The sequence below is a fragment of the Thermomonas aquatica genome (assembly GCF_006337105.1).
GTDB classification, from domain to species: domain Bacteria; phylum Pseudomonadota; class Gammaproteobacteria; order Xanthomonadales; family Xanthomonadaceae; genus Thermomonas; species Thermomonas aquatica.
This window is the reverse complement of the sequence record NZ_CP040871.1, coordinates 2,445,063-2,467,793: the sequence shown is the minus strand read 5'-3', so window position 1 is coordinate 2,467,793 and position 22,731 is coordinate 2,445,063. Positions and strand designations below refer to the sequence as shown.

Annotated in this window: 16 protein-coding genes; 5 read left to right on the top strand and 11 right to left on the bottom strand. The window is 66.4% G+C overall.

What is annotated here, in order from left to right; translation table 11 throughout:
- Positions 1-8: 8 nt before the first annotated feature.
- The gene (locus tag FHQ07_RS11600; RefSeq protein WP_168191552.1) at positions 9-2,453 is read right to left on the bottom strand and encodes a serine/threonine-protein kinase; all 2,445 of its coding nucleotides are present in this window, start codon (positions 2,451-2,453) and stop codon (positions 9-11) included.
- A gap of 55 nt (positions 2,454-2,508) precedes the next feature.
- On the opposite strand from FHQ07_RS11600, the gene FHQ07_RS11595 reads away from it, so the two are divergent.
- Together FHQ07_RS11595 and trhA are read left to right on the top strand one after the other, a co-directional pair.
- A complete protein-coding gene (locus FHQ07_RS11595) occupies positions 2,509-4,128 on the top strand; it encodes a peptide chain release factor 3 (RefSeq protein ID WP_139716955.1) in 1,620 nt (539 codons plus the stop codon).
- 51 nt (positions 4,129-4,179) lie between these two features.
- Complete coding sequence (gene trhA, locus FHQ07_RS11590) at positions 4,180-4,842, top strand: PAQR family membrane homeostasis protein TrhA (RefSeq protein ID WP_139716954.1); 663 nt, start codon at positions 4,180-4,182, stop codon at positions 4,840-4,842.
- Positions 4,843-4,857: 15 nt separating this feature from the next.
- Here trhA and FHQ07_RS11585 read toward each other — a convergent pair whose 3' ends face one another.
- Genes FHQ07_RS11585 through mtgA form a run of 3 tightly spaced genes read right to left on the bottom strand, consistent with a single transcriptional unit; the run spans position 4,858 to position 7,085 of the window.
- Complete coding sequence (locus FHQ07_RS11585) at positions 4,858-5,286, bottom strand: CBS domain-containing protein (protein WP_139716953.1); 429 nt, start codon at positions 5,284-5,286, stop codon at positions 4,858-4,860.
- Positions 5,246-6,286 (bottom strand): glycosyltransferase family 2 protein, encoded by a 1,041-nt coding sequence (locus FHQ07_RS11580; RefSeq protein WP_139716952.1) that lies wholly within the window; start codon positions 6,284-6,286, stop codon positions 5,246-5,248. The genes FHQ07_RS11585 and FHQ07_RS11580 overlap by 41 nt, the downstream gene beginning before the upstream one ends.
- Before the next feature lie 34 nt (positions 6,287-6,320).
- Positions 6,321-7,085, bottom strand: a complete 765-nt coding sequence (gene mtgA, locus FHQ07_RS11575; protein ID WP_139716951.1) for a monofunctional biosynthetic peptidoglycan transglycosylase — start codon at positions 7,083-7,085, stop codon at positions 6,321-6,323.
- 110 nt (positions 7,086-7,195) lie between these two features.
- Between mtgA and hslO the strand changes: the two genes are divergently transcribed.
- Positions 7,196-8,110, top strand: coding sequence for an Hsp33 family molecular chaperone HslO (gene hslO / locus FHQ07_RS11570; protein ID WP_139716950.1), 915 nt, complete (start codon positions 7,196-7,198; stop codon positions 8,108-8,110).
- A 145-nt stretch (positions 8,111-8,255) separates the two neighbouring features.
- Positions 8,256-9,116, top strand: coding sequence for an XOO1806 family protein (locus FHQ07_RS11565; protein WP_139716949.1), 861 nt, complete (start codon positions 8,256-8,258; stop codon positions 9,114-9,116).
- A gap of 81 nt (positions 9,117-9,197) precedes the next feature.
- Here FHQ07_RS11565 and FHQ07_RS11560 read toward each other — a convergent pair whose 3' ends face one another.
- From FHQ07_RS11560 to FHQ07_RS11535, 6 genes are all read right to left on the bottom strand, one after another.
- Positions 9,198-10,103 carry a DUF4097 family beta strand repeat-containing protein gene (locus tag FHQ07_RS11560; RefSeq protein WP_139716948.1) on the bottom strand — a complete coding sequence of 302 codons (906 nt, stop codon included), beginning with the start codon at positions 10,101-10,103 and terminating at the stop codon, positions 9,198-9,200.
- 11 nt (positions 10,104-10,114) lie between these two features.
- Entirely contained in the window at positions 10,115-10,666 is a 552-nt protein-coding gene (locus tag FHQ07_RS11555; protein WP_139716947.1) for a hypothetical protein, read from the bottom strand.
- Positions 10,663-11,256 (bottom strand): sigma-70 family RNA polymerase sigma factor, encoded by a 594-nt coding sequence (locus tag FHQ07_RS11550; RefSeq protein WP_139716946.1) that lies wholly within the window; start codon positions 11,254-11,256, stop codon positions 10,663-10,665. Before FHQ07_RS11550 ends, FHQ07_RS11555 begins: the two co-directional genes overlap by 4 nt.
- A 32-nt stretch (positions 11,257-11,288) precedes the next feature.
- A complete protein-coding gene (locus tag FHQ07_RS11545) occupies positions 11,289-12,557 on the bottom strand; it encodes a tetratricopeptide repeat-containing sulfotransferase family protein (RefSeq protein ID WP_168191551.1) in 1,269 nt (422 codons plus the stop codon).
- 355 nt (positions 12,558-12,912) lie between these two features.
- A complete protein-coding gene (locus FHQ07_RS11540) occupies positions 12,913-14,508 on the bottom strand; it encodes a sulfotransferase family protein (protein WP_139716944.1) in 1,596 nt (531 codons plus the stop codon).
- An 80-nt stretch (positions 14,509-14,588) separates the two neighbouring features.
- Positions 14,589-17,684, bottom strand: a complete 3,096-nt coding sequence (locus FHQ07_RS11535) for a TonB-dependent receptor (protein ID WP_139716943.1) — start codon at positions 17,682-17,684, stop codon at positions 14,589-14,591.
- Between the two features lie 317 nt (positions 17,685-18,001).
- Between FHQ07_RS11535 and FHQ07_RS11530 the strand changes: the two genes are divergently transcribed.
- A complete protein-coding gene (locus tag FHQ07_RS11530) occupies positions 18,002-19,591 on the top strand; it encodes a tetratricopeptide repeat-containing sulfotransferase family protein (protein WP_139716942.1) in 1,590 nt (529 codons plus the stop codon).
- Between the two features lie 98 nt (positions 19,592-19,689).
- Here the strand turns inward: FHQ07_RS11530 and FHQ07_RS11525 are convergent, their stop codons facing one another.
- The gene (locus FHQ07_RS11525; RefSeq protein WP_139716941.1) at positions 19,690-22,695 is read right to left on the bottom strand and encodes a TonB-dependent receptor; all 3,006 of its coding nucleotides are present in this window, start codon (positions 22,693-22,695) and stop codon (positions 19,690-19,692) included.
- Positions 22,696-22,731 lie beyond the last annotated feature (36 nt).

Here is a 22,731-nt window from a genome sequence, read left to right as displayed (position 1 = left end):
CCGGTGCGCTACTTCGCCTCGGCCGGGAATTCGCTGCGCAAGGCCGCCGCCTGGTCGCGCATGCCGAGCCGCTCATAGGTTTCGGCCAGGCGCTGCGCGGCTTCGCGCGTGCGTGGATGCTTCGGCCCCTGCTTGCCCTTCAGCGCGGCCAGCGCGGGCTCCAGCTTGCGCCGCGCGCCCTGCAAGTCGCCCAGCGCCAGGTCGGCATTGGCCGAACCGGCCAGGATCGCGGCGTAGTTCGGATGTTCGGTACCCATCGCCGTGGGTGCCAGCGCCAGCGCCTCGTCCCAGACGGCTTTTGCGTCGCGAACGCGGCCGGCCTTGAACATAGCGGTGGCCTTGGCATTGCGCGCGGCCACGGTGTCGCGGCTGGGTTTGCCGTGCTCCTGCGCGATGGCCGCATCGGCGGTGGCGATCGCTTCGTCGTAGCGGCCCAGCTTCTCCAGGGTGGTGGCCAATATCACTCGATCGACCAGCGCTTCCAGCGAATCGTCCTCGCCGCGTGCCTTGTGCGCAGCAAGCGATCGACGCAGCAATGGCTCGGCTTCGGCCGGACGATTCAGCGTGTTGTACGCGGACGCGAGCTGCCCGCCGGAGCCCAGGGTCAACGGATGGTCATCGCCATAACGCTTGCGGCGTTTTTCGTAGACCTCGGCATACAACACGACCGCCTCGTCCAGCCGGCCCTGGCGATGCAGCGACTGCCCCAGCGCCTTCTTGGTGTAGAGCGTCTGTGGGTGATCGGGGCCAATGCGTTTCGATTCCGACGCCAGCGTTTGCCGCAGTAGCGCCTCGGCCTCGGTAAAGCCGCCGGAGTTGTTCAGTGTGTAGGCCAGGTTGTGGCGCAGGGTGTCGGTCAGTTCGTCGGCTTGCTGCAACGCAGGCAGTGCCGGGTCGGCCAGCAACTCGCGGTCGAGCTTGATCGCCGCGTCCACGTCGCCGGACTCTTCCAGCGCCTGCGCGCGCAGTACCCGCGACTTGAACGTCAGCGCCTTCGCCCAGCCGGCATCGCTCGCCGACAAGCGCTTCTCCAGCACAGTCGCCCCGGCCAAAGCCTTGTCGGGTTCGCTGGCCCGCGCGAAATCCTCCATGCGGGTGTAGAGAACTTCCATCGCTTCCGGGCTGTCCGTGCCGAATCCCGCATCGAGCCAGTGTTGCGAACGATCCAGCAGCCCCTGCGCCCTCGCGCTTTCGCCCAAGCCGCTCCAGGCGCGGGCCAGCAGCAGGGCCACCTGGCCCTGGGTGCGCGTCGATCCCTTGCCGTCCGCCAAGGTCAGTTCGGCGCGCTCCAGCACTTCGCGCATCGGCATCTCGGCGGAACCACCGGCATCGGGATCCGCCTCGGTCAGCATGGTTTCGACGAAACCGTTCACCGCGGCCAGTTCGCTGGCGCGCGCCTGCGCCTCGGCCAACGCCGCGCGTGCGCGCTGCGCCGCCAGCGTGCTGACGACGGTCGCGGACAGCAATGCCGCGAACACGATGCCGGCCGCGATGCTCAGCGCGCGATGCCTGCGCACGAAGCGCGCAGCGCGGTACGCCAGCGTCGGCGCGCGCGCGCGGATCGGCCGATGTCCCAGCACAGCATCGAGATCGTCGGCGAAGTCGGCCGCGCTGGCGTAGCGCTGCACGGGCTCCGCGGCCAGCGCCTTCATCACCACCGTGCTGAGGTCGCCGCGCGCGCCGGGGGCCAGGCGTTCCAGTGTCGGCGGGTCTTCCCGGCGGACGATGTCCAGCGCCTCGAACAGGGTCGAGGTCGACAGCCGCGGGTGCGGCAGGCGGCCGGAAATCAGCTCGTAGCCGATCGCGCCCAGCGCATACACATCGCTGCGCGCATCGGCTTCACGGCCCTGTCCCGACAACTGCTCCGGGCTCATGTACGGCAAGGTGCCGACCACCTGCCCGGCCTGGGTCATGTCGCCGCCGGCTTCGCCGTGCAGGCGGGCGATGCCGAAATCGAGGATCTTCGGCTGGCCGTGTTCGTCCACCAGCACGTTCGACGGCTTGAGGTCGCGATGCACGATGCCGCGCTGGTGGGCGAAATGCGCCGCGCGCGCCAGCTTCGACAGCAGGGCGACGCGCGCGCGCAGGTCGGGCTGCGCGCGTTCCAGGTAACCGCGCAGGTCCGGGCCGCGCACCACTTCCAGCGCGAACCACGGCGACGGCAGACCGCCGACCGTGTCCTCGCCCGCGGCATACAGGCGGACGATGCCGGGGTGCTCCAGCTGGCCCAGCAACGCGACCTCGCGGCGGAAGCGTTCCAGCGTGGCCGAGGACACCCCGCGCACCACCTTCAAGGCGACGTCGCGCGGCGGATTGGCCTCGCGCGCCAGGTAGACGCGGCCCATGCCGCCCTCGCCCAGCAGACCGAGGATGCGATACGGGCCGATCGACCCCGGCAAGCTGGCAGCCGCCTGGGCCGCTTCGTCGAGCGCGTGCGTGGCTTCGTCGTGCATTTCGTCGCAGTCCCCCTGACTGCGGCCATGCTGCCCGCGCCGGTATAATTCCGCAATGTCAGAAGTCCGGCTCCCAGATATCTCGATCGAAGCCGCGCGCCGCCGCACCTTCGCCATCATTTCCCACCCCGACGCCGGCAAGACCACGCTCACCGAGAAGCTGCTGCTGTTCGGCGGCGCGATCCAGATGGCCGGTTCGGTCAAGGGCCGCAAGGCCGCGCGTCACGCCACCTCCGACTGGATGGCGCTGGAGAAGGAACGCGGGATCTCGGTGACCAGCTCGGTGATGCAGTTCCCGTACGAGGGCCGCATCGTCAACCTGCTCGACACCCCCGGCCACGCCGACTTCGGCGAGGACACCTACCGCGTGCTCACCGCGGTCGACAGCGCGTTGATGGTGATCGACGTCGCCAAGGGCGTCGAGGAGCGCACGATCAAGCTGATGGAGGTGTGCCGCCTGCGCGACACCCCGATCATGACCTTCGTCAACAAGCTCGACCGCGAGGGCAAGGACCCGATCGAGCTGCTCGACGAGATCGAATCGGTGCTCGGCATCCAGTGCGCGCCGGTGACCTGGCCGATCGGCATGGGCCAGCGCCTGAAGGGCGTGGTCCACCTGGTCACCGGCGAGGTGCACCTGTACGAACCCGGCCGCAACTTCACCCGCCAGGACTCGACGATCTTCCCCTCGCTGGATGCGCCCGGCGTGGAGGAGCGCATCGGCGCCGACATGCTGGCCGAATTGCGCGACCAGCTGGAACTGGTGCAGGGCGCCAGCCATCCGTTCAACCGCGAGGCCTACCTCGAGGGCATGCAGTCGCCGGTGTTCTTCGGCTCCGGCGTCAACAACTTCGGCGTGCAGCCGCTGCTGGATTTCTTCGTCGAACACGCGCCCTCGCCGCAGGCACGCGCGACCACCACGCGCCTGGTCGAGGCCGCCGAACCCAGGCTCACCGGCTTCGTGTTCAAGATCCAGGCCAACATGGACCCGATGCACCGCGACCGCGTGGCGTTCATGCGCGTCTGCTCCGGCAAGTTCGAAGCCGGGATGAAGGCCTACCACCCGCGCACCGGCAAGGAACTCAAGCTTGCGAACGCGCTGACCTTCATGGCGTCGGATCGCGAGATCGCCGAATCCGCATTCCCCGGCGACGTGATCGGCATCCACAACCACGGCACCATCTCGATCGGCGATACCTTCACCGAAGGCGAGAAGATCAGCTTCACCGGCATCCCCAACTTCGCCCCGGAACTGTTCCGCCGCGCGCGCCTGCGCGATCCGCTCAAGCTCAAGCAGCTGCAGAAGGGCCTCGCGCAGCTGTCCGAGGAAGGCGCGACCCAGTTCTTCCGCCCGCTGATGAGCAACGACCTGATCCTGGGCGCGGTCGGCGTGCTGCAGTTCGACGTGGTCGCCTATCGCCTGAAGGACGAATACGGCGTGGAAGCCAGCTTCGAGCAGGTCGCGGTCGCCACCGCGCGCTGGATCAAGTGCGACGACGCCAAGAAGCTCGAGGAGTTCCGCGAGAAGAACGCGATGAATCTCGCGCTCGACGCCGCCGGCCACCTGGTCTATCTCGCGCCGACCCGGGTCAACCTGCAACTGGCGCAGGAACGCGCGCCGGCGGTGGAGTTCCTGGCCACCCGCGAGCATGCGCAGGCGGTGGAACTGCCGTGACCGCCGCGGCGGCCGAGCATTTGCTCCACCCGCCGCGGCGATGCTGCGGCCATGCCTGAATCTCCGCCCGCCGCAACAGCGACCGCCGACCTGCGCGAAGAGCTGGCCAGCGCACTCACCCACGGCCTGGGCGCGACCGCGGCGCTGGCCGGCGGCGCGGTCCTGATCACCCTCGCCGCGTTGTACGGCGATGGCTGGCAATTGGCCGGCGCCATCGTCTTCGGCATCGCCCTGCTGCTGCTGTATGTCGCCTCGACCCTGTACCACGCGATCCAGCATCCGGTCGCCAAGGGCCGGCTCAAGGTGTTCGATCATTGCGCGATCTACGTGCTGATCGCCGGCACCTATACGCCGTTCACCCTGGTCGGCCTGCGCGGGCCGGTCGGCTGGTGGCTGTTCGCCGCGATCTGGACGCTGGCCCTGGGCGGCGTGGTGTTCAAGCTGTTCTACACCGGCCGCTTCAAGCGCCTGTCGACCCTGATCTACATCGCCATGGGCTGGCTGATCGTGGTCGCGGCCAAGCCGATGCTGGCCGCGCTGGATGCCTGGACGCTGGGTTGGCTGCTGGCCGGCGGCCTGTCCTATACCTTGGGCACCGTGTTCTACCACCGCCCGCAAATGCGCTACTCGCACGCGGTCTGGCACCTGTTCGTGCTCGGCGGCAGCCTCTGCCACTACGTCGCGGTGATGGCGCAGGTGCTGCCCCGGCGCTGAGTTCCGCGTTCCGCGTTACGACGCGATGTAACGCTGCAGGTGGTCCAGTTCCTGTCGCTGCTCCGCGATCACCGCCTTGACCAGGTCGCCGATCGACACCACGCCGATCACCTGCCCATCATCGACCACCGGCAGGTGGCGGATGCGGCTGTCCGTGACCAGTTGCATGCAGTGGTCGGTCGAATCCTGCGGGCCGACGCTGATCACCTCGGCGGTCATGATGTCGCGCACCGGCGTGTCCTTCGACGAACGCCCCTGCAGCACCACCTTGCGCGCGTAATCGCGCTCGGACAGGATCCCGGCCAGGCGCGGGCCCTCCATCACCAGCAGCGCGCCGATCCGGCGTTCGGCCATCAGCCGGATCGCATCGATCACCGGCGCGCCGGGCGCGATCGAATGGATCTCAGGCGACTTGGTTTCCAGCAGCTGCCTTACCGTGCGCATGGCTTGCTCCTTGCGGGATCGGGTGCCGTTGCGAGGATACTCCGGTCGCGGGCAGCCAGCTGTCGACGAGGTACAGCGGGCGCTGCTTGGACTCCTCGTACAGCCGGCCCAGGTATTCGCCGATCAGGCCCAGCGCGACCAGCTGCACGCCGCCCAGGAACAGGATCACCGCCATCATGGTCGGCCAGCCGGCGACCGGGTCGCCCCACAGCAGGGCCTTGGCGATGACCCAGGCGCCGTACACGAAGGCGACGAACGCGGTGGCGATGCCGAGGTAGGTCGCCGCCCGCAGCGGCGCGGTGCTGAAGCTGGTGATGCCCTCCAGCGCGAAGTTCCACAGCTTCCAGAAACCGAACTTGCTGCGCCCTGCCAGGCGCGCCTCGCGGTGGTAGGGAATCGCCACCTGGTTGAAGCCGATCCAGCCGAACAGGCCCTTCATGAAGCGGTGGCGTTCGCGCAGTTCGCGCAACGCGGCCAGCGCGCGCGGCGAGAGCAGGCGGAAATCGCCGGTATCGCGCGGGACCGGCGTCTTCGACAACATCCCCATCACGCGGTAGAAGCCGTGCGCGGTCGCCCGCTTGAGCAGGCCTTCGCCGTCGCGCTCGAGGCGGGTGCCGTGCACGTCGTCGAAACCTTCGCGCCACTTGGCGATGAACTGCGGCAGCAATTCCGGCGGATCCTGGCCGTCGGCATCGAGGATCAGCGCGGCGCCGCGTTCGATCCGGTCCAGCCCCGCGGTGAGCGCGGCCTCCTTGCCGAAATTGCGCGACAAGCGCAGCAGGCCGATCCGCGGGTCGCGCGCGGCGAGCCCGCGCAGCACGTCCCAGGTGGCGTCGCGGCTGCCGTCGTCGATGTACAGCACGCGCGCTTCCAGTCCTTCGCTTTCGGCCAGGTCCAGCGCGGCGGCGATCCGCGGCTGCAATGCAGGCAGCGCATCCGCCTCGTTGTACGCGGCGATCACCAGGGTCAGGCAGTCGTGTTGCGGCGCGATGTCCTGCATGCGGCGATGGTATGCCAGCTTGGGCCGACGATGTTCAGTCCAGCGTGCGCAGGTAACCGCTGCCGCCCATGTAGCGCATCTGCCGCTGGATGGCGCTGGTGCGGCGTTGCACGTAGGGGCCGGGACGCGCCGCGTCGTAGCGCTTCGGGCTGGGCAGCACCGCCGCCAGCCGCGCCGCCTCGGCCGCCGAGAGTCCAGAGGCGTCCTTGCGGAAGAAGCTGCGCGCCGCCGCCTGCGCGCCATAGATGCCGTCGCCGAACTCGGCGATGTTGGCGTACACCTCCAGGATCCGCCGCTTCGGCCACAGCAGTTCGATCAGCGCGGTGTACCAGACCTCCAATCCCTTGCGCAGCCAGCGGGTGGGGCCGACGCCCTGCCACAGGAACAGGTTCTTGGCGGTCTGCTGGCTGATCGTGCTGGCCCCGCGCAGGCGGCGCACCGGCTTGCCGCGCTTCTCCGCGCGCTCGATCATCTTCTCGTTGTGCGCCTGCGCCTTCTCGATCGCGGCGAAGTCGAAGCCGTTGTGCCTGGCGAAGTTCTGGTCTTCCGATGCCACCAGCGCCAGCGGCAGGTTCGGCGAGATCCGGTCGAGGTCGCGCCAGTCGTGGGCGATGCGGAAAGCGAAATCGCCGGCAAGCGCCGCGTCCAGCTGGCGGGCGGCCATGAACATCGAGAACGGCGGGTCGACGACGCGCAGCACCAGCACCTGCAACACGCTGAAGGCGATGAAGGCCAAGGGCAGCTTCCACAACCACGCACGCCAGCGCCTGCGTCGCGGCGCCACCACGGCTTCGTTCATGCGTCCATCGCCTTGCGAACCCCGCCTTCGCGCCCCATATCGCCGATCATCCCCATTCCTCCCGCTGGCCCGCGCATTATCCGCAGGCCGGGCGACTTACGGTATTCGACATGACCCAGAACCACGACATCCAGCTCCGTTTCCTGTTGCCGACCGCCGGCGTGCGCGGCGTGGCGGTGCGCCTGGACGACACCTGGCAGGCGATGGCCGCGCGCGCGGCCTATCCGCAGGCCGTGGCCGAACTGCTCGGCGAGGCCACCGCCGCCGCCGCGCTGTTCACCGGCCATGCCAAGGTCGAGGGCCGCCTGTCCGTGCAACTGCGCGGCCAGGGCGTGCTGCGCACCCTGTTCGCCGAATGCACGGCCGCCGGCACCCTGCGCGGCATCGCCCAGCTCGACGAGGACATGCTGGAAGGCGGCGGCAGGCCGCCTGCGCGCGACCTGCGCAGCCTCGGCGACGACAGCATGCTGGCGATCACCATCGAGAATCCGTCGCTGGGCGGTCGCGAACCGATCCGCTACCAGGGCCTGGTCGAACTCGATGCCGACAACCTCGGCGAAGCCTTCGAGGGCTATTTCCGCCGCTCCGAACAGCTGCCGACCCGCCTGCTGCTGGCCTGCGACGGCGGCCACGCGGCCGGTCTGATGCTGCAGAAACTGCCCGGCGACGAAGGCGACGAAGACGGCTGGAACCGGATCGGCGCACTGTTCGAGACCCTGGGCAGCGACGAATTGCTGGCGCTGGCTCCGGACGAGCTGGTCCATCGCCTGTTCCACGAGGAATCGCCCGAATCCATGGGGACGAAGCCCTTGCGCTTCGGCTGCTCCTGCTCGCGCGAACGGGTGGCGGCGATGATCGTCTCGCTGGGCCGGGATGAGGCCTCGGCCGCGATCGAAGCCGGCGGCGGCGAGGCACGGATCCGCTGCGAGTTCTGCGGCCAGGATTACCGTTTCGATGCGGGCGAAGTCGCCGCCCTGTTCCGCGAAGCCGGGGCCGAACTCCCCGCCGCGCCGGGCATCCAGTGATGCTTGCGCAGGCACGCCATCCTGCAGCTTCGGCCAAAGTGCGTATTGTTAAAGAATCATAAATCGACTAGACTCGGCTGACCCGGGGAAAGGAACTTCGCGTCTCGCGACCTGTCTTTAGATCCGACACGCCCGATCACACGCCATGCGCACGCGCCTCACGCCCATTGCTGCTGCCGTACTCGCCCTGGCCTTCGCCAGCGGCGCCGCGCATGCGCAATCCAAGGCCAAGCGCGATGCCGCATTGGTGCCGGTGTTGAACAAGGACAGCGGCAAGCTTGAAGCCTTCCTGTTGTTGGAACCGGCCACCACCGGAACCGGCGCAGGCGCCCGCTGGCGCTTCGGCAGCACCACCCTGGAAGCGACCTACGGCGTGCAGGCCGGTGACTCGCTCGCACTCGTCTGCGATCGCCAGAGCGGGATCTCCTCCGCCATCGGCCAACTCGCAGACAACTGCGTGATGGCCACCGTGAACGGCGATAACAGCGGCAACATCAGTCGCCACAGCAGCGCAGGCGCCAGCATCAGCCGCGGCGGCGGCAAGCTGGGCGTGGCGATCGGCAACGGCCGCGACACCCTGCCCGCCTGGCTGTCGCCGAACCTGCGTTCCGGCAAGGTCGAGTCCAGCGATTTCTCGCTGCTCGCCGAAAAGAACATCGGCCGCGAGGCCTACGTCAGCGTCGGCGGCACGGTCGCCCGCGCGCGCCTGGTCACGGCCGCGGAAGTGCCGCAGATCGCCGACCAGTGGAACACCCGCAGCCTGAGCATCGGCGGCGGCTTCGGTTCGTTCGGCGCGAACATCGTCGGCCGCGTCGTCAACGTGCCGGGCGAGAGCAACGTCTGGAAGGGCCTGGGCCTGGGCCTGACCTGGCGCACGCCGTGGAGCGGCCAGCTCAGCGTGGGCGCCGACAACGTGGTGACCAGTGGCAAGAACCCGTTCTCGGCCACCGGCACCCAGGATGGCGAAGGCACCGTGCCGTACGTGCGCTACCAGCAGGACCTGTAAGCCCTGCCCATCGCCGCAAACGAAAGGCCGCATCATCGATGCGGCCTTCGTGCTTTCGGGTCGGGGAATCGGGGCGCTGCGCTATTGCAGCCGCAGCGTCGCATCGCCGGAGAAGGTCTCGATCCGCACCTCGCCCTTGCCCGCACCGTAGCGGGTATGGAAGCTGGAACCGGGACCGAATTCCTCGCGCTCGATCTTCGCGCCCGGCGCGCTCAGTTCGCCGCTGAAGCTTTCGCCGGAGACCTCCGCGGACAGGTCGCGCGGCGCGACCAGGGTGAGGTCGCCACTGACGCTTTCCATGCTGACCTCGCCATCCGGGGCCAGCCCGAGCTTCAGTTCGACGTCGCCGGACACGGTGCTCGCGGACAACTTGCGCAGGCGCTCGCCCTTGCTGTCCACGCGCATGTTGCCGGACACGGTCTCCACCGATACCTCGCCGTTGAGGCGACCGCTCAGGCTCAGGTCGCCGCTGACCGCGCTGGCATCCACGTCGCCGCTGTTGAAGGTCAGCACCACGTCGCCGCTCACCGATTCCACCGAGGCGCGGCGCGGCGCGCCGTTGGCGACGATGTCGCCGCTCACCGATTCCAGCGACAGTTCGCGCGGGGCCACGCCGTGCACGTCGATGTTCGCCGAGACCGTGCTGACTTCCAGTTCCGCCTGCAGCGGCACCTGCACCACCAGGACGGTCGGCTCGGCGTTGTTCGAGCGGTTCGGGTACTTCACTTCGATGTGCAGCGCGCCCTTGTCGCCGTCCACCGAGAATTTCTCGACGCCGACGCCGAGGCTGCCGGTGATCTTCACTTCCGGCCGGTCCCAGGCACGCACTTCGACGCGCCCCTTCAGGTTGTCGATCTCAACGCGGCCGCGCGGATCCAGCGGGCGGCTCTGGTTGATCGGGGTGGCGGCAAGCGCCGGGAATGCGGCGATGCAGGCCAGGGCCAGGATCGACGCGCTGAGGATCGGGCGTTTGAACGACGGGGACATCTTCGGCTCCTTCAGGCGTAGAGCGCGCGGCGCGACAGGGCGAGCCGGCGGGTGTAGGTATCGCGCAACCGCTGCAGCAGCAGGCGCGAGTTCGGGTCGCGTCGCAGCGCGACGCGGATCTCGGCGGCGCTGCGGTCCAGCGCCTCCAGGCCAGGCTGCCAGCCGGCAGGCACCGCATGCGCGTCGAGCTCGCGCAGCGCCGCCTGGTACTGCACGGTCAGGGTGTCGGCCTCGCGCTGCACCAGCGGCGCCTTCTTCCCCGCCGCGGCGGCGGTCGTGGCGATGGCGGCGCCGGACACCGCCGGCGACGGAACATCCGGCTGCGTCTTCCAGCTCAGGCCGACGGCGAGCAGCAGCGATGCCGCAGTCGCCAGCGGCCACAACCAGCGCCGTTCGGGCCGCGCCGGCGCCGCTTGCGCAGGCCGCGGCAATGCCGCGATGCGCGCCGCGATGCCGGGCCACAAGTCGCTGCCGGGTTCGGCATCCCGGCGCAGGCCGCGCAGGGCCATCCGCAGCTCCGCTTCGCCGATGGGGTGCGGGGCCTGGTCGATCTGTTCGTTCATGCCGATTCTCCGATCCGCGTGCGCAGCAAGCCGCGCGCGCGATGCAACTGCGCCTTGGAACTGCCGACCGCCATGCCCAGTTCCTCGGCGATTTCCTCGTGCTTCCAGCCTTCCACGTCGTGCAGCACCAGCACCGCGCGGGCGCGCGGCGGCAGGCTCGCGACCGCACGCTCGAGGTCGCGGCCGAGCACGGCGCGGCCGGCGGTGTCCGGCATCGACAGCGATTCCAGCGCGTCCTCGTCGTCGTCCGCCAGCGGGCGGCTGCGACGCGCGCGCAACTCCATCAGCGCGGTGTTCACCGCCAGCCGGTGCAACCAGGTCGAGACCGCGCTCTCGAAGCGGAAACTCGGCAGCGCCTGCCAGGCGCGCACGAAGGCTTCCTGGGTCAGGTCCTCAGCCCGCGCGCTGGCCTGGCCGACCAGGCGCAGGATCACGCCATGCACGCGACGATGGTGGCGGCGGTACAAGGCCTCGAAAGCGGTGACGTCCGCCGAGGCCGCCCGACGCACCAGGATGGCGTCCTCGCCCGCATCGAACGGGGCGATGTCGCTTTCGACAGGGGGCGGCATCGGCATGGTCTGCATCAGCATATCCAGTCCGATGCGGGGCCGGGGCGAAGGGTTTAAGCGGGGATATCCGGAACCTCGATCCCGCCCTGCCGCAAGGCCGCTATCAGCGGCTGCAGGTGCTTCGCATACGGCGCCCACTTCGGGACTTCGCGGCGTACCACCCTGTCGCGCACCTGCACCGCGCTGGCGGTGGACACCGCGCGCGAGCTGCTGCGCGGATCGCTCATCGCATCGAGGTAGTCGATGCCGCAGAACGCCGCGACCCTGCGCATCACGGCCTCCGGGTCGCGGGTCAATTCCGCGTAATCCACGTCGAGGATCCGCCCCGGGTAGGCCGCATGCCAGTGCGCCATCAGGCGGCGGTACTGGATGAAGAAATCGGCGAGTTCCAGTTGGTCGTACGAATACGGATTTGCCTCGGAGAACAACTCGCGCAGGTTGGAGAAACAGGTCTCGAGCGGATCGCGGACCATGTGCAGGATCCGCGCCTGCGGCAACGCCTGGCAGATGAAGCCGATGTTGAGGAAGTTGGAGGGCAGCTTGTCGGTGAAGAAGCGCTCGCCGCCAAGTCGCCATGCCATGCCGTCCAGGTAGCGCCGGCCGGCATCGGCGAAATCGACGTCCGTAGCACGCTCGACGACGGTGCGATCGATCACGCCCTTGCAATGGTGGTCGGTCGCGTAGCGCATCGCGCTGGTGAAGTCGTAAAGCTCGCCGACGCCCTGCACCTGCGGGCTGCCGTCCAGCAATTGCTCCAGCAGGGTGGTGCCGGAACGGTGCATGCCGACGATGAAGACCGGAACATGCGCAGGCGCATCGAGCGCCGGCGCCGGAATCGCCGTGGGCAGCGCAATCAGGCCATCGACCAGCGAGCGGCTGTCGGCGGATGCGTACTTCAAGGTGGCGCGCTTGGTTTTGCAGGCTTGTTCGAGCGCCTGCCATGCGCCATCGATGTCGCCAAGATCATCGAGTTCCTTGTGCAGGGCGCTGGCAAGGTATGTCTGATCCAGCGGCTTCCGGCCCGGTTGCGCCAGCAGGCCGCGGATGGCGTCGACATGGTTCGAATCCACGGACTGCCGGCGGAGATTGGCCAGCAATGACCAGCCCAACGCGATCTGCGGGGCACGACGCTGACTGCGCACGACTTCGCGCTCCGCCTCTTCGAACCTGCCGAGGTAAGTGAGGATTTGCGCGCGCGCGATCAGGGTCGTGGGGAAATCCGGATCGGCGCGCCTTGCTTCGTCCAGCAAGGCAAGCGCCGAAGACTGGTCATTGAGATAGCTGAACTGCGCGGCAGCTGCCAGCAACAACGGGATCGGCATCCTCGATGGCGGACCGATCAGGCCAAGGTAATCGCGAAGCACTCTCACTTCATTGAAAGTCCGCAGGCGCGCGATGACGTCGGCGGCGACACTGGCCGTGGCCGCCCTGCTGCCGGCCGCCGAGAGCGCCGCTTCACGGGCATCGCGATACTTGCCCCGGAACGATTCTGCATACGAGAGTTGGATCCACGCCCCCGCATCAGCCGGGAAGCGCCTCAGCAACTCCCGCAAACCCAGCGTGGCCGCGTCCCAATCCTGGCGCTGCAGCGCCGCTTGCACTTCCGCGCGCAAGCCATCCGTTCCCGGATATTGCGTATCGCGGCCACTTGACGGTGGTCGATCATGCGTGGACATCTCAGTCGACCTCGATGCCGAGTTCCGTCAGCCTGGCGGCGAGCGGCTGCAGGTACTGCCGATAGCGACGCCATGCGCCCAGCCCGCGCCGGTTCAATGGCTCGCGGACCTGGGCGCTGCTTGCGGTGGAGACCGGCGATTTGTTGCGGGTGATGTCGACATATGCGGGGTCGAAATCCAGCCCGCAAAAATGCATGGCCCGTTCGAGTTCGCGCTCGGGATCGTCGACCAGAGCTTCGTAATCGACGACGTGGAATTGCCCGGGCAGTTGCCGTCGCCAGCATGCCACCAGCATCCGGAACCTCGCGAAGTGCTCGGCGAGTTCGCGCTGGTCATAGCTGTATCCGTAGGAAGCCGGGGCAAACAGTTCTTTCATGTTGGAGAAACACGCGTCCATCGGGTTGCGCGACAGGCACAGTATCCGCGCCTGGGGTATCGCCTTGGCGATGTAGCCAGCGTTGTAGATATTCTGGGGATTCTTGTCGAGCAAGTACGGTTTGTCCGGATGCCGTGCCGAGGTGGCCTCGACATAGCCCGTCCCGACTGCCTTCCAATCGCAATCGCGTGCGCGCCGCGCAATGCCCTCGCTCGGCGGCGGCTCGTAATAGGCGTCGATCTCCCAGCTCAGGCTGCGCGAGAACGAATTCAATTCACCGGCGGAACCGACCAGCGGATGGTTGCCGAACATGCGGTCGAGCAAGGTCGTGCCCGATCGCGGCAATCCGACGATGAAGACATGGCAGCGTCTCGACCCGACCGGCGCCCGATCCCCTGGCAATGGCGGCGCGTCCGCGAACGACTCGATGAGGGCCTCGAGGTTGCGCTGTTCCGCTGCGCCATCGAAAGCCACGATAGCGCGCTGCATGCGCGCGCCGGACTCGAGCGCGAGCCATGCGGCATCGATGTCGCCAGCTGCATCCTGCTCATGGAACATGGCGTAATCGAGCGTAATGCCGTCCTTCTCGGTGGATGCCGCGGCACGCGCAGCGCGGATTCGCCCAACGCGTGCGCCCGGCACCTTCGAGCGCCGGTTCTGCACCAGGGACAGATAGGCGTATGGATACGCAGGTTCGAGTTCCAGGCAACGCAGGTATTCGGTTTCGGCTTCCTCGAACCGGCCCAGGTGATTCAATACCTCTCCGCGCGCGCTGTGCAGCCGGAAGTTCGCGGGCTGGGAAGGCATCGCCCTGTCGAGCAGAGCCAATGCCGTCGCGGCATCATCCGCAAGCCAAAGACGTTGCGCCAGCACCGCCGCCTGGGCCAGCACCGCATCATCTTCCCAGTCCGCGGATGCGACCAAGCTGGAGACGAGTGCCCGCTCGTCGAAATGCAGCAATTGCATGGTGACATGGGGCAAGGCGCGCCAGCGCCGCGACAGCGATATCGCTTCCGCAGCGCGGAGCGCTGCGTTGCGCGCGTCGCGATACGAGCCATCGTGCAGTGACAACTGCGAAAGCTTCAACCAGGCCGCTGGCTGCAGCGGATCGATCTCGACGATCCGCTCGTAGACGCGACGGATGCGTTGCGGGTCCCGCTCCTGCTCGATCGCACGCGCCAGCACCCACAGGCGGCTGACTTCGTCTTGTAATGCGGACATCGCTCCCCTCGGTTTCGGTCGGGTGAAAACACGACGGCCGCCCGAAGGCGGCCGTCGCTTCAAGCTAGCTTCCGATTAAATCAGAAGTCGTACTGAACCATGAAGCGAACCTGACGCGGGGCCTGGAACGCGGTCGGGAGCAGATACGTATCCAGCGGCAAGCCGCTGACCGCGTCCTCGGCGACTTCGTTGACCGAAACCACCTTCTGGCGGTTGAACACATTGAAAATGTCGATCTTGAACTGCAGGCCCTCGGCCCACATCGGCTTGTAGGCCACGTTCAGGTCGAGGTTGCTGGTCCACGGCAGGCGACCGGCGGTGCCGCGCGGACGAGCCACGACGGTCGCGTCGTTGGTGGCACCGGCAGGCGTGGTGCCGCAACGCAGGAACGACGAACCGTACGGATGCAGGTTCAGACCTGGGCCCGGATTGCGATCGAGCACGCCGAAGCAGTTGAGCGGACGGCCGGACTGGACCAGCACGTTGGCGCCCAACGACCACTCATCGGTCATTTCCCAGTTGCCGAACAGCTTGAGGGTGTGGCGACGATCATTCGGCAGGTAACCGTAGGTATCGACCGTCAGCTCGAGGTAATCGAAGTCCTGGGTCGTGTTGGTGTTCTGCTGGCCGATATCCGACTTCACGCCACCTTCGGTGTTGCCGATGCTCTTGGCGAAGGTGTACGAGCCCTGCAGGAAGAACTTGTCCCAGCTGCCTTCGAAGAAGAATTCGAGCGCGGTGTACTTGCGCTTGGCCGGCGGCGACAGCGTCGCACCCGGCACCGTCACTTCGGTCAGCGTGCCGTTGTCGAGGAAATCGGTCAGGTAGACGGCGTCTTCACCCGGGTTGAAGATGCGGCAGTACGGGAAGCCGGAGCCTGGGATGACCGCGTGCTGGCCAGCACCGTTGATCCAGCCCTCGTCGGCATCGTAGTGGAAACCACCAGCCGCCATGATCGGCGTGTAATCGCAGTTGTCGTCGATCGCAGCCTTAAGGTCGCGATGGATGCCACGCACGCCCAATGTGAAGTTCTCGTTGAGCGCCTTCTGGAAGCCCAGGATGAATTCGTCCTGGTACATCGGCTTCAGGTTGGTCGCCGCGACGGTGGCCGGGTTCTTGGCATCGCCGAATTCACCATTGATGTATTGCAACACGCCGGTCGAGCCGACGCGCGGGGTCAGGCCCAGCGGAGCGCCGGTGACCGGATCCACGCCGGTGAAGGTGAACTGCTGGCGCGTGAACAGCGACGCGGACGCGGCGCGGGTGGCGACGTCGGCGGTCAGCGGCAGCGCGTAACGGCCGGCGTTGCCGAAGACCTTGAAGCTGGAGTCGCCGTACACGTCCCAGCTGAAGCCCAGGCGCGGGCCGAACTGGTTGTTGATCTTCACGAAGCTGTTGCCGAAACCGTCGCGGTTATCGAAGGTGTCCCAACGGCCGCCGACGTAGGCGATGAAGTTGTCGGTGATGTTCCAGCTGTCCTGGATGTACAGCGCGCGCTGTTTGACCTCGTTGGTCGAGCCCTGGTTCACGATCTGCTCGCGGACCACGTCGGTACCGTTGGCCAGCGTGGTGTAACGCCACACGCGGCCGCCTTCGGTGGAGGTGCCGTCCACCGACTCGAAGTTGTCGGTGTCGATGCCGAAGCGCAGCAAGTGGTCGCCCAGCTGCCATTCCGCGTCGATGCGGAACTGGTCGCGCTTGTCGCCGGAGTCTTCGCGCGCGATCGCGCCACCGGAGATGTTGCACTGGCTGGTGTAGAGGCCGGTCGCCTGGATGCGGGCGGCGGAACGCAGGTCGGTGATCACCGGGCAGCCGGTGGCCGGGTGGTTCAGATCGCCACCGTAGCGCACGTCGACGCCACCCGCGGTCAGCAGGTGCTGCGCGCGCGAGAAATCGCTACGGCCATACAGGGCGGACAGGGTGAAGTTGTCGGTGATGAAGCCGGTGTACTTCAGGACGTAGTTGTTGCCGCCCTGTTCCTGGAAGTTGGTGCCGATCAAGCCGAGGCGATCAAGCTTGCCGACATCCCGCTGCGCCCTCGGGTAAGTCGTATTGCGGTACACCTGGGTCTCGGTCTTCTGCTTGTCCGAGAACGCAGTGAACTCGAGGCGATGGTTGTCGGTGATTTCCCAGTCCATCTTCAACAGCCACGTCGGGGTCTTGATCGACGTGTTCACGTTGGTGTTGGCCACCACGCTACCCCAGGTGTCCTGCTCCTGCTTGCCGTACTGGATCAGGCCGTAGGCGAACAGGCGATCCTTGATCAGCGCGCCGCTGGCCCAGACGCTGCCGACCAAGTTGTCGGCGGTATCCTGGGTGTTGTCCTGGCGCAGTTCACCGATGTTGCAGTCGGTGAACGGAGCCGCACCGCAGGCCAGGGGGTTGGAGTAATAGGTGTTCTTGACGTCTTCGCGCAACGACTTCGGCGCATAGAAGATGTTGCCGCCGGCATGGAACTCGTTGGTACCGCGCTTGGTGATCTGGTTGATCACGCCGCCCAGCGAACGGCCGAACTCGGCGCCATAACCACCGGTCTTGATCTGCTGCTCCTGCACCGCTTCGAACGGCACTTGGGCGAAGTTCAGGCCGCGGAACGAGTTGGTGATGTTGAAGCCGTTGATGTAGTACTGGTTCTCGGCCACCGAGGCGCCGCCGAACGAAGCCAGGTTGCCGAACGCGGCGTCGCCACGCACGGTACCCGGTGCCAGCAGGGCAACGCTGGTCGCATCGCGCGCCACCGGGATCTTGGCGATCTGCTCGGCGGTCATGATGGTGGTCGATTCGACGGAGGACACGTCGATCGGGTTGATCGCGCCGGAACCGACGACGGTCACGGTGTCGAGGGTGGTCGCGTCGCCGCCTGCGTTCACGAAGTCGACGTTGGCCGCAGTGCCGACATTGACGGTCGCCGTGCGGGCGTTGGCGCCGTTACGGGTCACGGTGTACTGGCCGATCGGCACCTGCGAGAAGCGGTAGCCGCCGTCGCCACCGACAGTGACGGTGCGCGAATAACCGGTCGCGGAATTGGTGATGGTGATGGTGTCGCCAGCAGAAGCCCGACCATTCACCGCACCAGCGGTATTGGTCTGCGCTTGCACGCCACCGACGAAGCACAGACCGAGCGCAACGGTCAGCGCGCTTCGCTTCAGGCCTTTGGCAAGGTAATTAGAAGCCATGTTGTGTAACCCCCATAGGGACAGTTGTGACCAGTGATGTACATGTACGCCCGGCCTGGACCGGCCTGACTTCCCGACTATAGAACATGCAACGAATCCTTAACAAGTACCCTGCCGCTGCATTTTCGCGATCCGGCATCGCCGCACTGGAGCACGCCCCGCGTGCTGGCGGGCGCTGACCGGGAGCCCGGCATCGTTCGCAAATCCCGCCGCCAAACATCACAATCATCCGGCACGTCCCGCAGGATCCGAGATGGCTTGCTCCCCGTTTTTACCCGGATCTTTCTTTGCACCGCGTACTATCGGCGCCCTCTGTCTTGAATACTGATTTCGCAAGCCTCTGGCAGCAAGCCTCGCTCGCCCATGAGGCCGGCGACCATGCCCGTGCCCGGCAAATCTGCGAGCACCTGCTCGGCGACCCCGCGTCGGCACTGCGGGCACGTTGGCTGTTGGCGAACATCGCCCTGGGCGGGCGCGACATCGCTGCTGCATTGCAGCACGCGAAGCAGGCGGCATCCATCGCCAGCGCGTCTCCCGTCCACCAACGCGTGGCCATCAGCCGGTTGATGATCACCATGGGTGAATTCGAAGGCGCTTCGCACCTGCTGGACCGCATGCGTGCCGAAGCCCCGGCGGACGGCGTCTTGATCGCGATCGGGGAGCAGTTGTCGATGCTCGAACGGCATCAGGAAGCGCTGGATACCCTGAGGCTTGCGCAGGCGACCGGGCTACGGCATCCGATGTTGAGTTTCCTGCTGTCTTCCACCTTCCGCTACCTGGGTGATTTCGAAGGCGCGATCGAAGCCGCCGAGGAAACGCTGCGCTTGCAACCGCATTTCGCGCATGCGCACTGGGCGATGTCCCAGCTCGGCGGCATGGACGGCGCACCGCATCGCATCGACAGGATCCGCCTCTCGATCGCCGCGCTGCGCGATCGCCACGATGCGAGCACACCGCAGATGCAATCGGCCCTCTCGATGCTCTGGCACGCCCTGTTCCGGGAGCTGGATGCGATGGACGATCGCCGCGCGGCCTGGCCGGCGCTGTCGCGAGGCCTCGAGATCAAGCATGCAGTGCAACCGCATGATCGCGTCGCCGAGGACGGGTTGTTCGATCGGCTCTCGGAAACATACACGGAGGACTTCGTGCGGCCGCGGCCCCTGCGCGCCGAACGCACGACCACGCCGGTGTTCGTCGTCGGACTGCCGCGTACCGGGACCACCTTGGTCGAGCGCATCATCACCAACCATAGCCAGGTCGCCGCATGCGGCGAGCTCAATGAGCTGCAGCTGCTGACGAAGCGACGTACCGGCCGCTGGTCTCAGGAGTTCATCGATGCCGAGATCGTCGACCGGCTCGCAACCGCCGACCTGGATACCCTCGGCGAGGAATACCTCGATTCCGTCGCTTGGCGCGCGCGCGGCGCGCGCTTCATGGTCGACAAGCATCAGAGCAACTTCCTGCTGGCGGGCTTGATCCTGCGTTGCCTGCCGGAGGCAAGGCTCATCCATGTCAGGCGCGATCCGGTCGACGCGTGCTTCTCCAACCTGAAGGAGCCGTTCGCCGCGCATGCCTACGGTTACAGCAATACCCAACGGGATGTCGCCAACCACTACCGGAATTACGATCGACTGATGCGGCGCCTGCATGGGGTGGCCGGTGAACGCATCCTCGAGGTGCGCTACGAAGAGCTGGTGCGGGACCGGGAGGGGCAAGCCCGGAGGATGCTCGACTTCATCGGCCTCCCGATGGAGTCGGGACTCGAGGACATCAGCGGGAACCGGACGCCCGTCGCCAGCGCAAGCAGCGTCCAGGTACGCGCGCCCATTCACGACCGCAACATCGGAAGTTGGCGACGCTATGCGGCCGAGCTGGGAGAACTGCAGCAGGCGCTGGGCGGCTCGTAGACCCGGCCCATGGCCCGGATCGCGCTGGACGCGCGATCCGCAAAAAAAAACGGCCACCCGAAGGTGGCCGTTTCATGGGCTTGCAACCGATCCTTGGCTTAGAACTCGTAACGGACGGTGAAACGCACCGAACGCGGGGTCTGGAACGAAGTCGGGTTGCCGTAGTTCGGATTCAACTTGTTGCCGGTCGGCTGGTTCGTCGTCGCACGCGAGTAGTCGCGCACTTCGTTGTACTCGGTGACCGTGTCGCTGTTCAGCAGGTTGAAGATGTCGGCCTGCAGCGTCACCTTGCCGTCGAACACCTGCGGCATGTAGGCAATGGATGCATTGAGGGTCGTTGCCCACGGGGTCCGGCCCAGGGTGCCACGCGGAGTCAGCACGCTGGTACCAGCGTCGTTGAGGCAGTAGAAGCTCGATGCACTGCTGTAGGAGCCAGCGCCGCCCAGGCCATCGATCGATCCGAAGTCCGGCACGGAGCTCGGCACGTAGCCTTGGCAGTTGCGGGGACGACCCGACTGGATGATCAGGTTGCTGCCGACACGCCATTCATCGGTCAACTTGTAGGTGCCGAACAGCTTGAGCACGTGGCGGCGATCGTTCGGCAGGTAGCCGTACGTGCCGTCCTGGAACGAGGCGTAGTCGAACTCCTGGGTCAGGCCCGGATCTTCCTGGTTCAGGGTCGAGTTCACGTAGCCTTCGACGTTGCCGATGCTCTTCGAGAACGTGTAGGACCCCTGCATGCTCCAGTTTTCGCTGGCCTTCTCGAAGAAGAACTCAAGCGCGTGGTACTTGCGGGTGTACACCGGCAGGTTCCAGTAGCTGGCCGGGATCGTGACATTTTCGAAGTTGCCGGTACCGGTCAGGTCCACGGCGACGGTCACGTCGCGACCCGGGTTCAGGATCAAGCACGGCGCGGCGGAGTACACGTCATAGTTGGTGTAGCCGTGGTCCTGCGCATAGTTGTAGATGGCATACGGACTGCAGTAGTCGTCCATGCCGTCCTTGACCTGGCGGCTGATCGCACGCAGACCACCCGTCCAGCCATCACCCAGCGACATTTGCGCGCCCAGGATGAATTCGTCCTGGTACATCGGGTTCAGGTTCTGGTCGGCGATGGTGCGCGAGTCGGGCGTGGTGCCGGCCGTGGTGATGACGCGCGGGCCCAGCTGGGTCAAGGTGCCGGTCGGCGCACCGGTGACCGGATCCTTGCCACCGAAGGTGTAGTACTCGGTGTAGAAGGTTTCGGCCGAGGAGGCGCGGATGTTGGTGTTCGACGCAACCGGGATGTAGTAGCGGCCGGCGTTGCCGAAGACCTTCACGGTGCCATCGCCCTTCACGTCCCAGGAGAAGCCGAGGCGCGGGGCGATCAGCTTCTTGGCCTCGATGAAAGTGTCACCGTCGGCATTGGTGTTCTTGAAGGTCTCGTTGCGGAGGCCGGCGTACACCAACCAGTTGTCGTTCACCTGCCAGCTGTCTTCGATGTAGGCGGCGGTGTTCTCGACGCTGAAGCTGCCGGTGGTGGTCTGGTAGATGCGCTTGCGCACGTACTGGGCGGTGCCCACCGGGATGGTGCCGCCATTCACGCTGCCCGACGCCGGACGTGCGAAATAGCGCCAGTACACGCCGCCGGAATAGCTCTGGCCAGCGTTGTAGGACGTGTACTTCTCGGTGTCGTAGCCAGCGCGCAGGGTGTGGCTGCCGATGTGCCATTCGACATCCAGGCGGCCGGACTTGCGCTTGTCGTTATTGTCGTCCGCGAACGGATCCTGCACGGTGAAGTGGTTGACATCCCAGCAGCCGACGTAGGTCAGGCCGGGCGTGTCATAGACCGCCGGGCACTGCTGCGCCGCCAGGTCGCCACCCGTGGTCTTGCCGGTCAGGTTCTTCACCTCGCCGTACTGCGCCGACACCGTCAGGTTGTCGGTGAGGTAGCCGGTGTACTTGCCGATGTAGACGCTGCCGCCGGACTCGAACTCGCTTTCAGTCCCGGTGCCGTCGTGGTTGGTGCTGTAATCGGTGGCATTGGTGTAGGTCAGCGTCTTCTGCTTGACCTTGTTGCGGATGCCAGTGAATTCCAGGGTGTGGTTGTCCGTGATGTTCCAGTCGAGCTTCAGCATGCCGCTCGGCGTGCGATCGGTCGTCTTGAAGCTGCTGTTCTGGCCATAGGTGTCGAACTGATCACGCTTGGCTTCGAGCAGGCCGAACACGAACAGGCGATCCTTGATGATCGGGCCGCCGGCATACAGGTTCATGCTCAGCTGGTCGGTCTCGTTGGCGGACACGAAGCGGGTGTAGTTACCGGCATTGTCCGGATCGCGGTCGAGCACGTCCTTGCCCTCGGAGCGCAGCGAATCCGGGTTCCAGTAGAGCGATGCGCCGCCCTTCCATTCATTGGTACCGCGCTTCGTGACCAAGCTGATCACGCCGCCCAGCGAACGGCCGTACTCCGCACCGTAACCGCCCGTCTTGACCTGCTGCTCGCCGATCGCATCGAACGGGAGGTCGGCATACGACAGCAGGTTACGCAGGTTGGTGACGTCGAAGCCGTTGATGTAGTAGCCGTTCTCGGCCACGGACGCGCCGCCGAACGAAGCCAGGTTGCCGGCGCCGAGGCCGCTATCGCCGCGCACGGTGCCCGGGGCAAGCAGGGCGACTTCGTTGACATTCCGGCCCACCGGCAGCGCCTGGATCTGCTGCTGCGTGAAAACGGTGGTGGATTCGACCGACGAAACGTCGATCGGGTTGATCGCGTTGGACCCCCTGACGGTCACGGTGCCCAAGTTGGTGGCATCGCCATCAGCTGCGGTCAAGGCAACCTGGGAGCCGGTGCCGACCTTGACCTGCACTTCCCGCGAAACGCCGCCGGAGGTCACGCGATAGCGACCCGGAGCCAATTGCGAAAACGTGAAGTGGCCGGACGCATCCGAGGTAATCGAACGCGATGCACCCGTATCCAGGTTTTCGATGGTGACCGAGGCGCTGGCCGAGGTGTCACCGAAGATGGAGCCGACCGAACTCTGCGCCTGCACGCCGCCTGCGAAGCACAGACCAAGTGCAACGGTCAGGGCACTGCGCTTCAGGCCTTTGTTGAAATTAGAAGCCATGTTATTGAAACCCCCGTCTGGGACAGTTGACAAAAT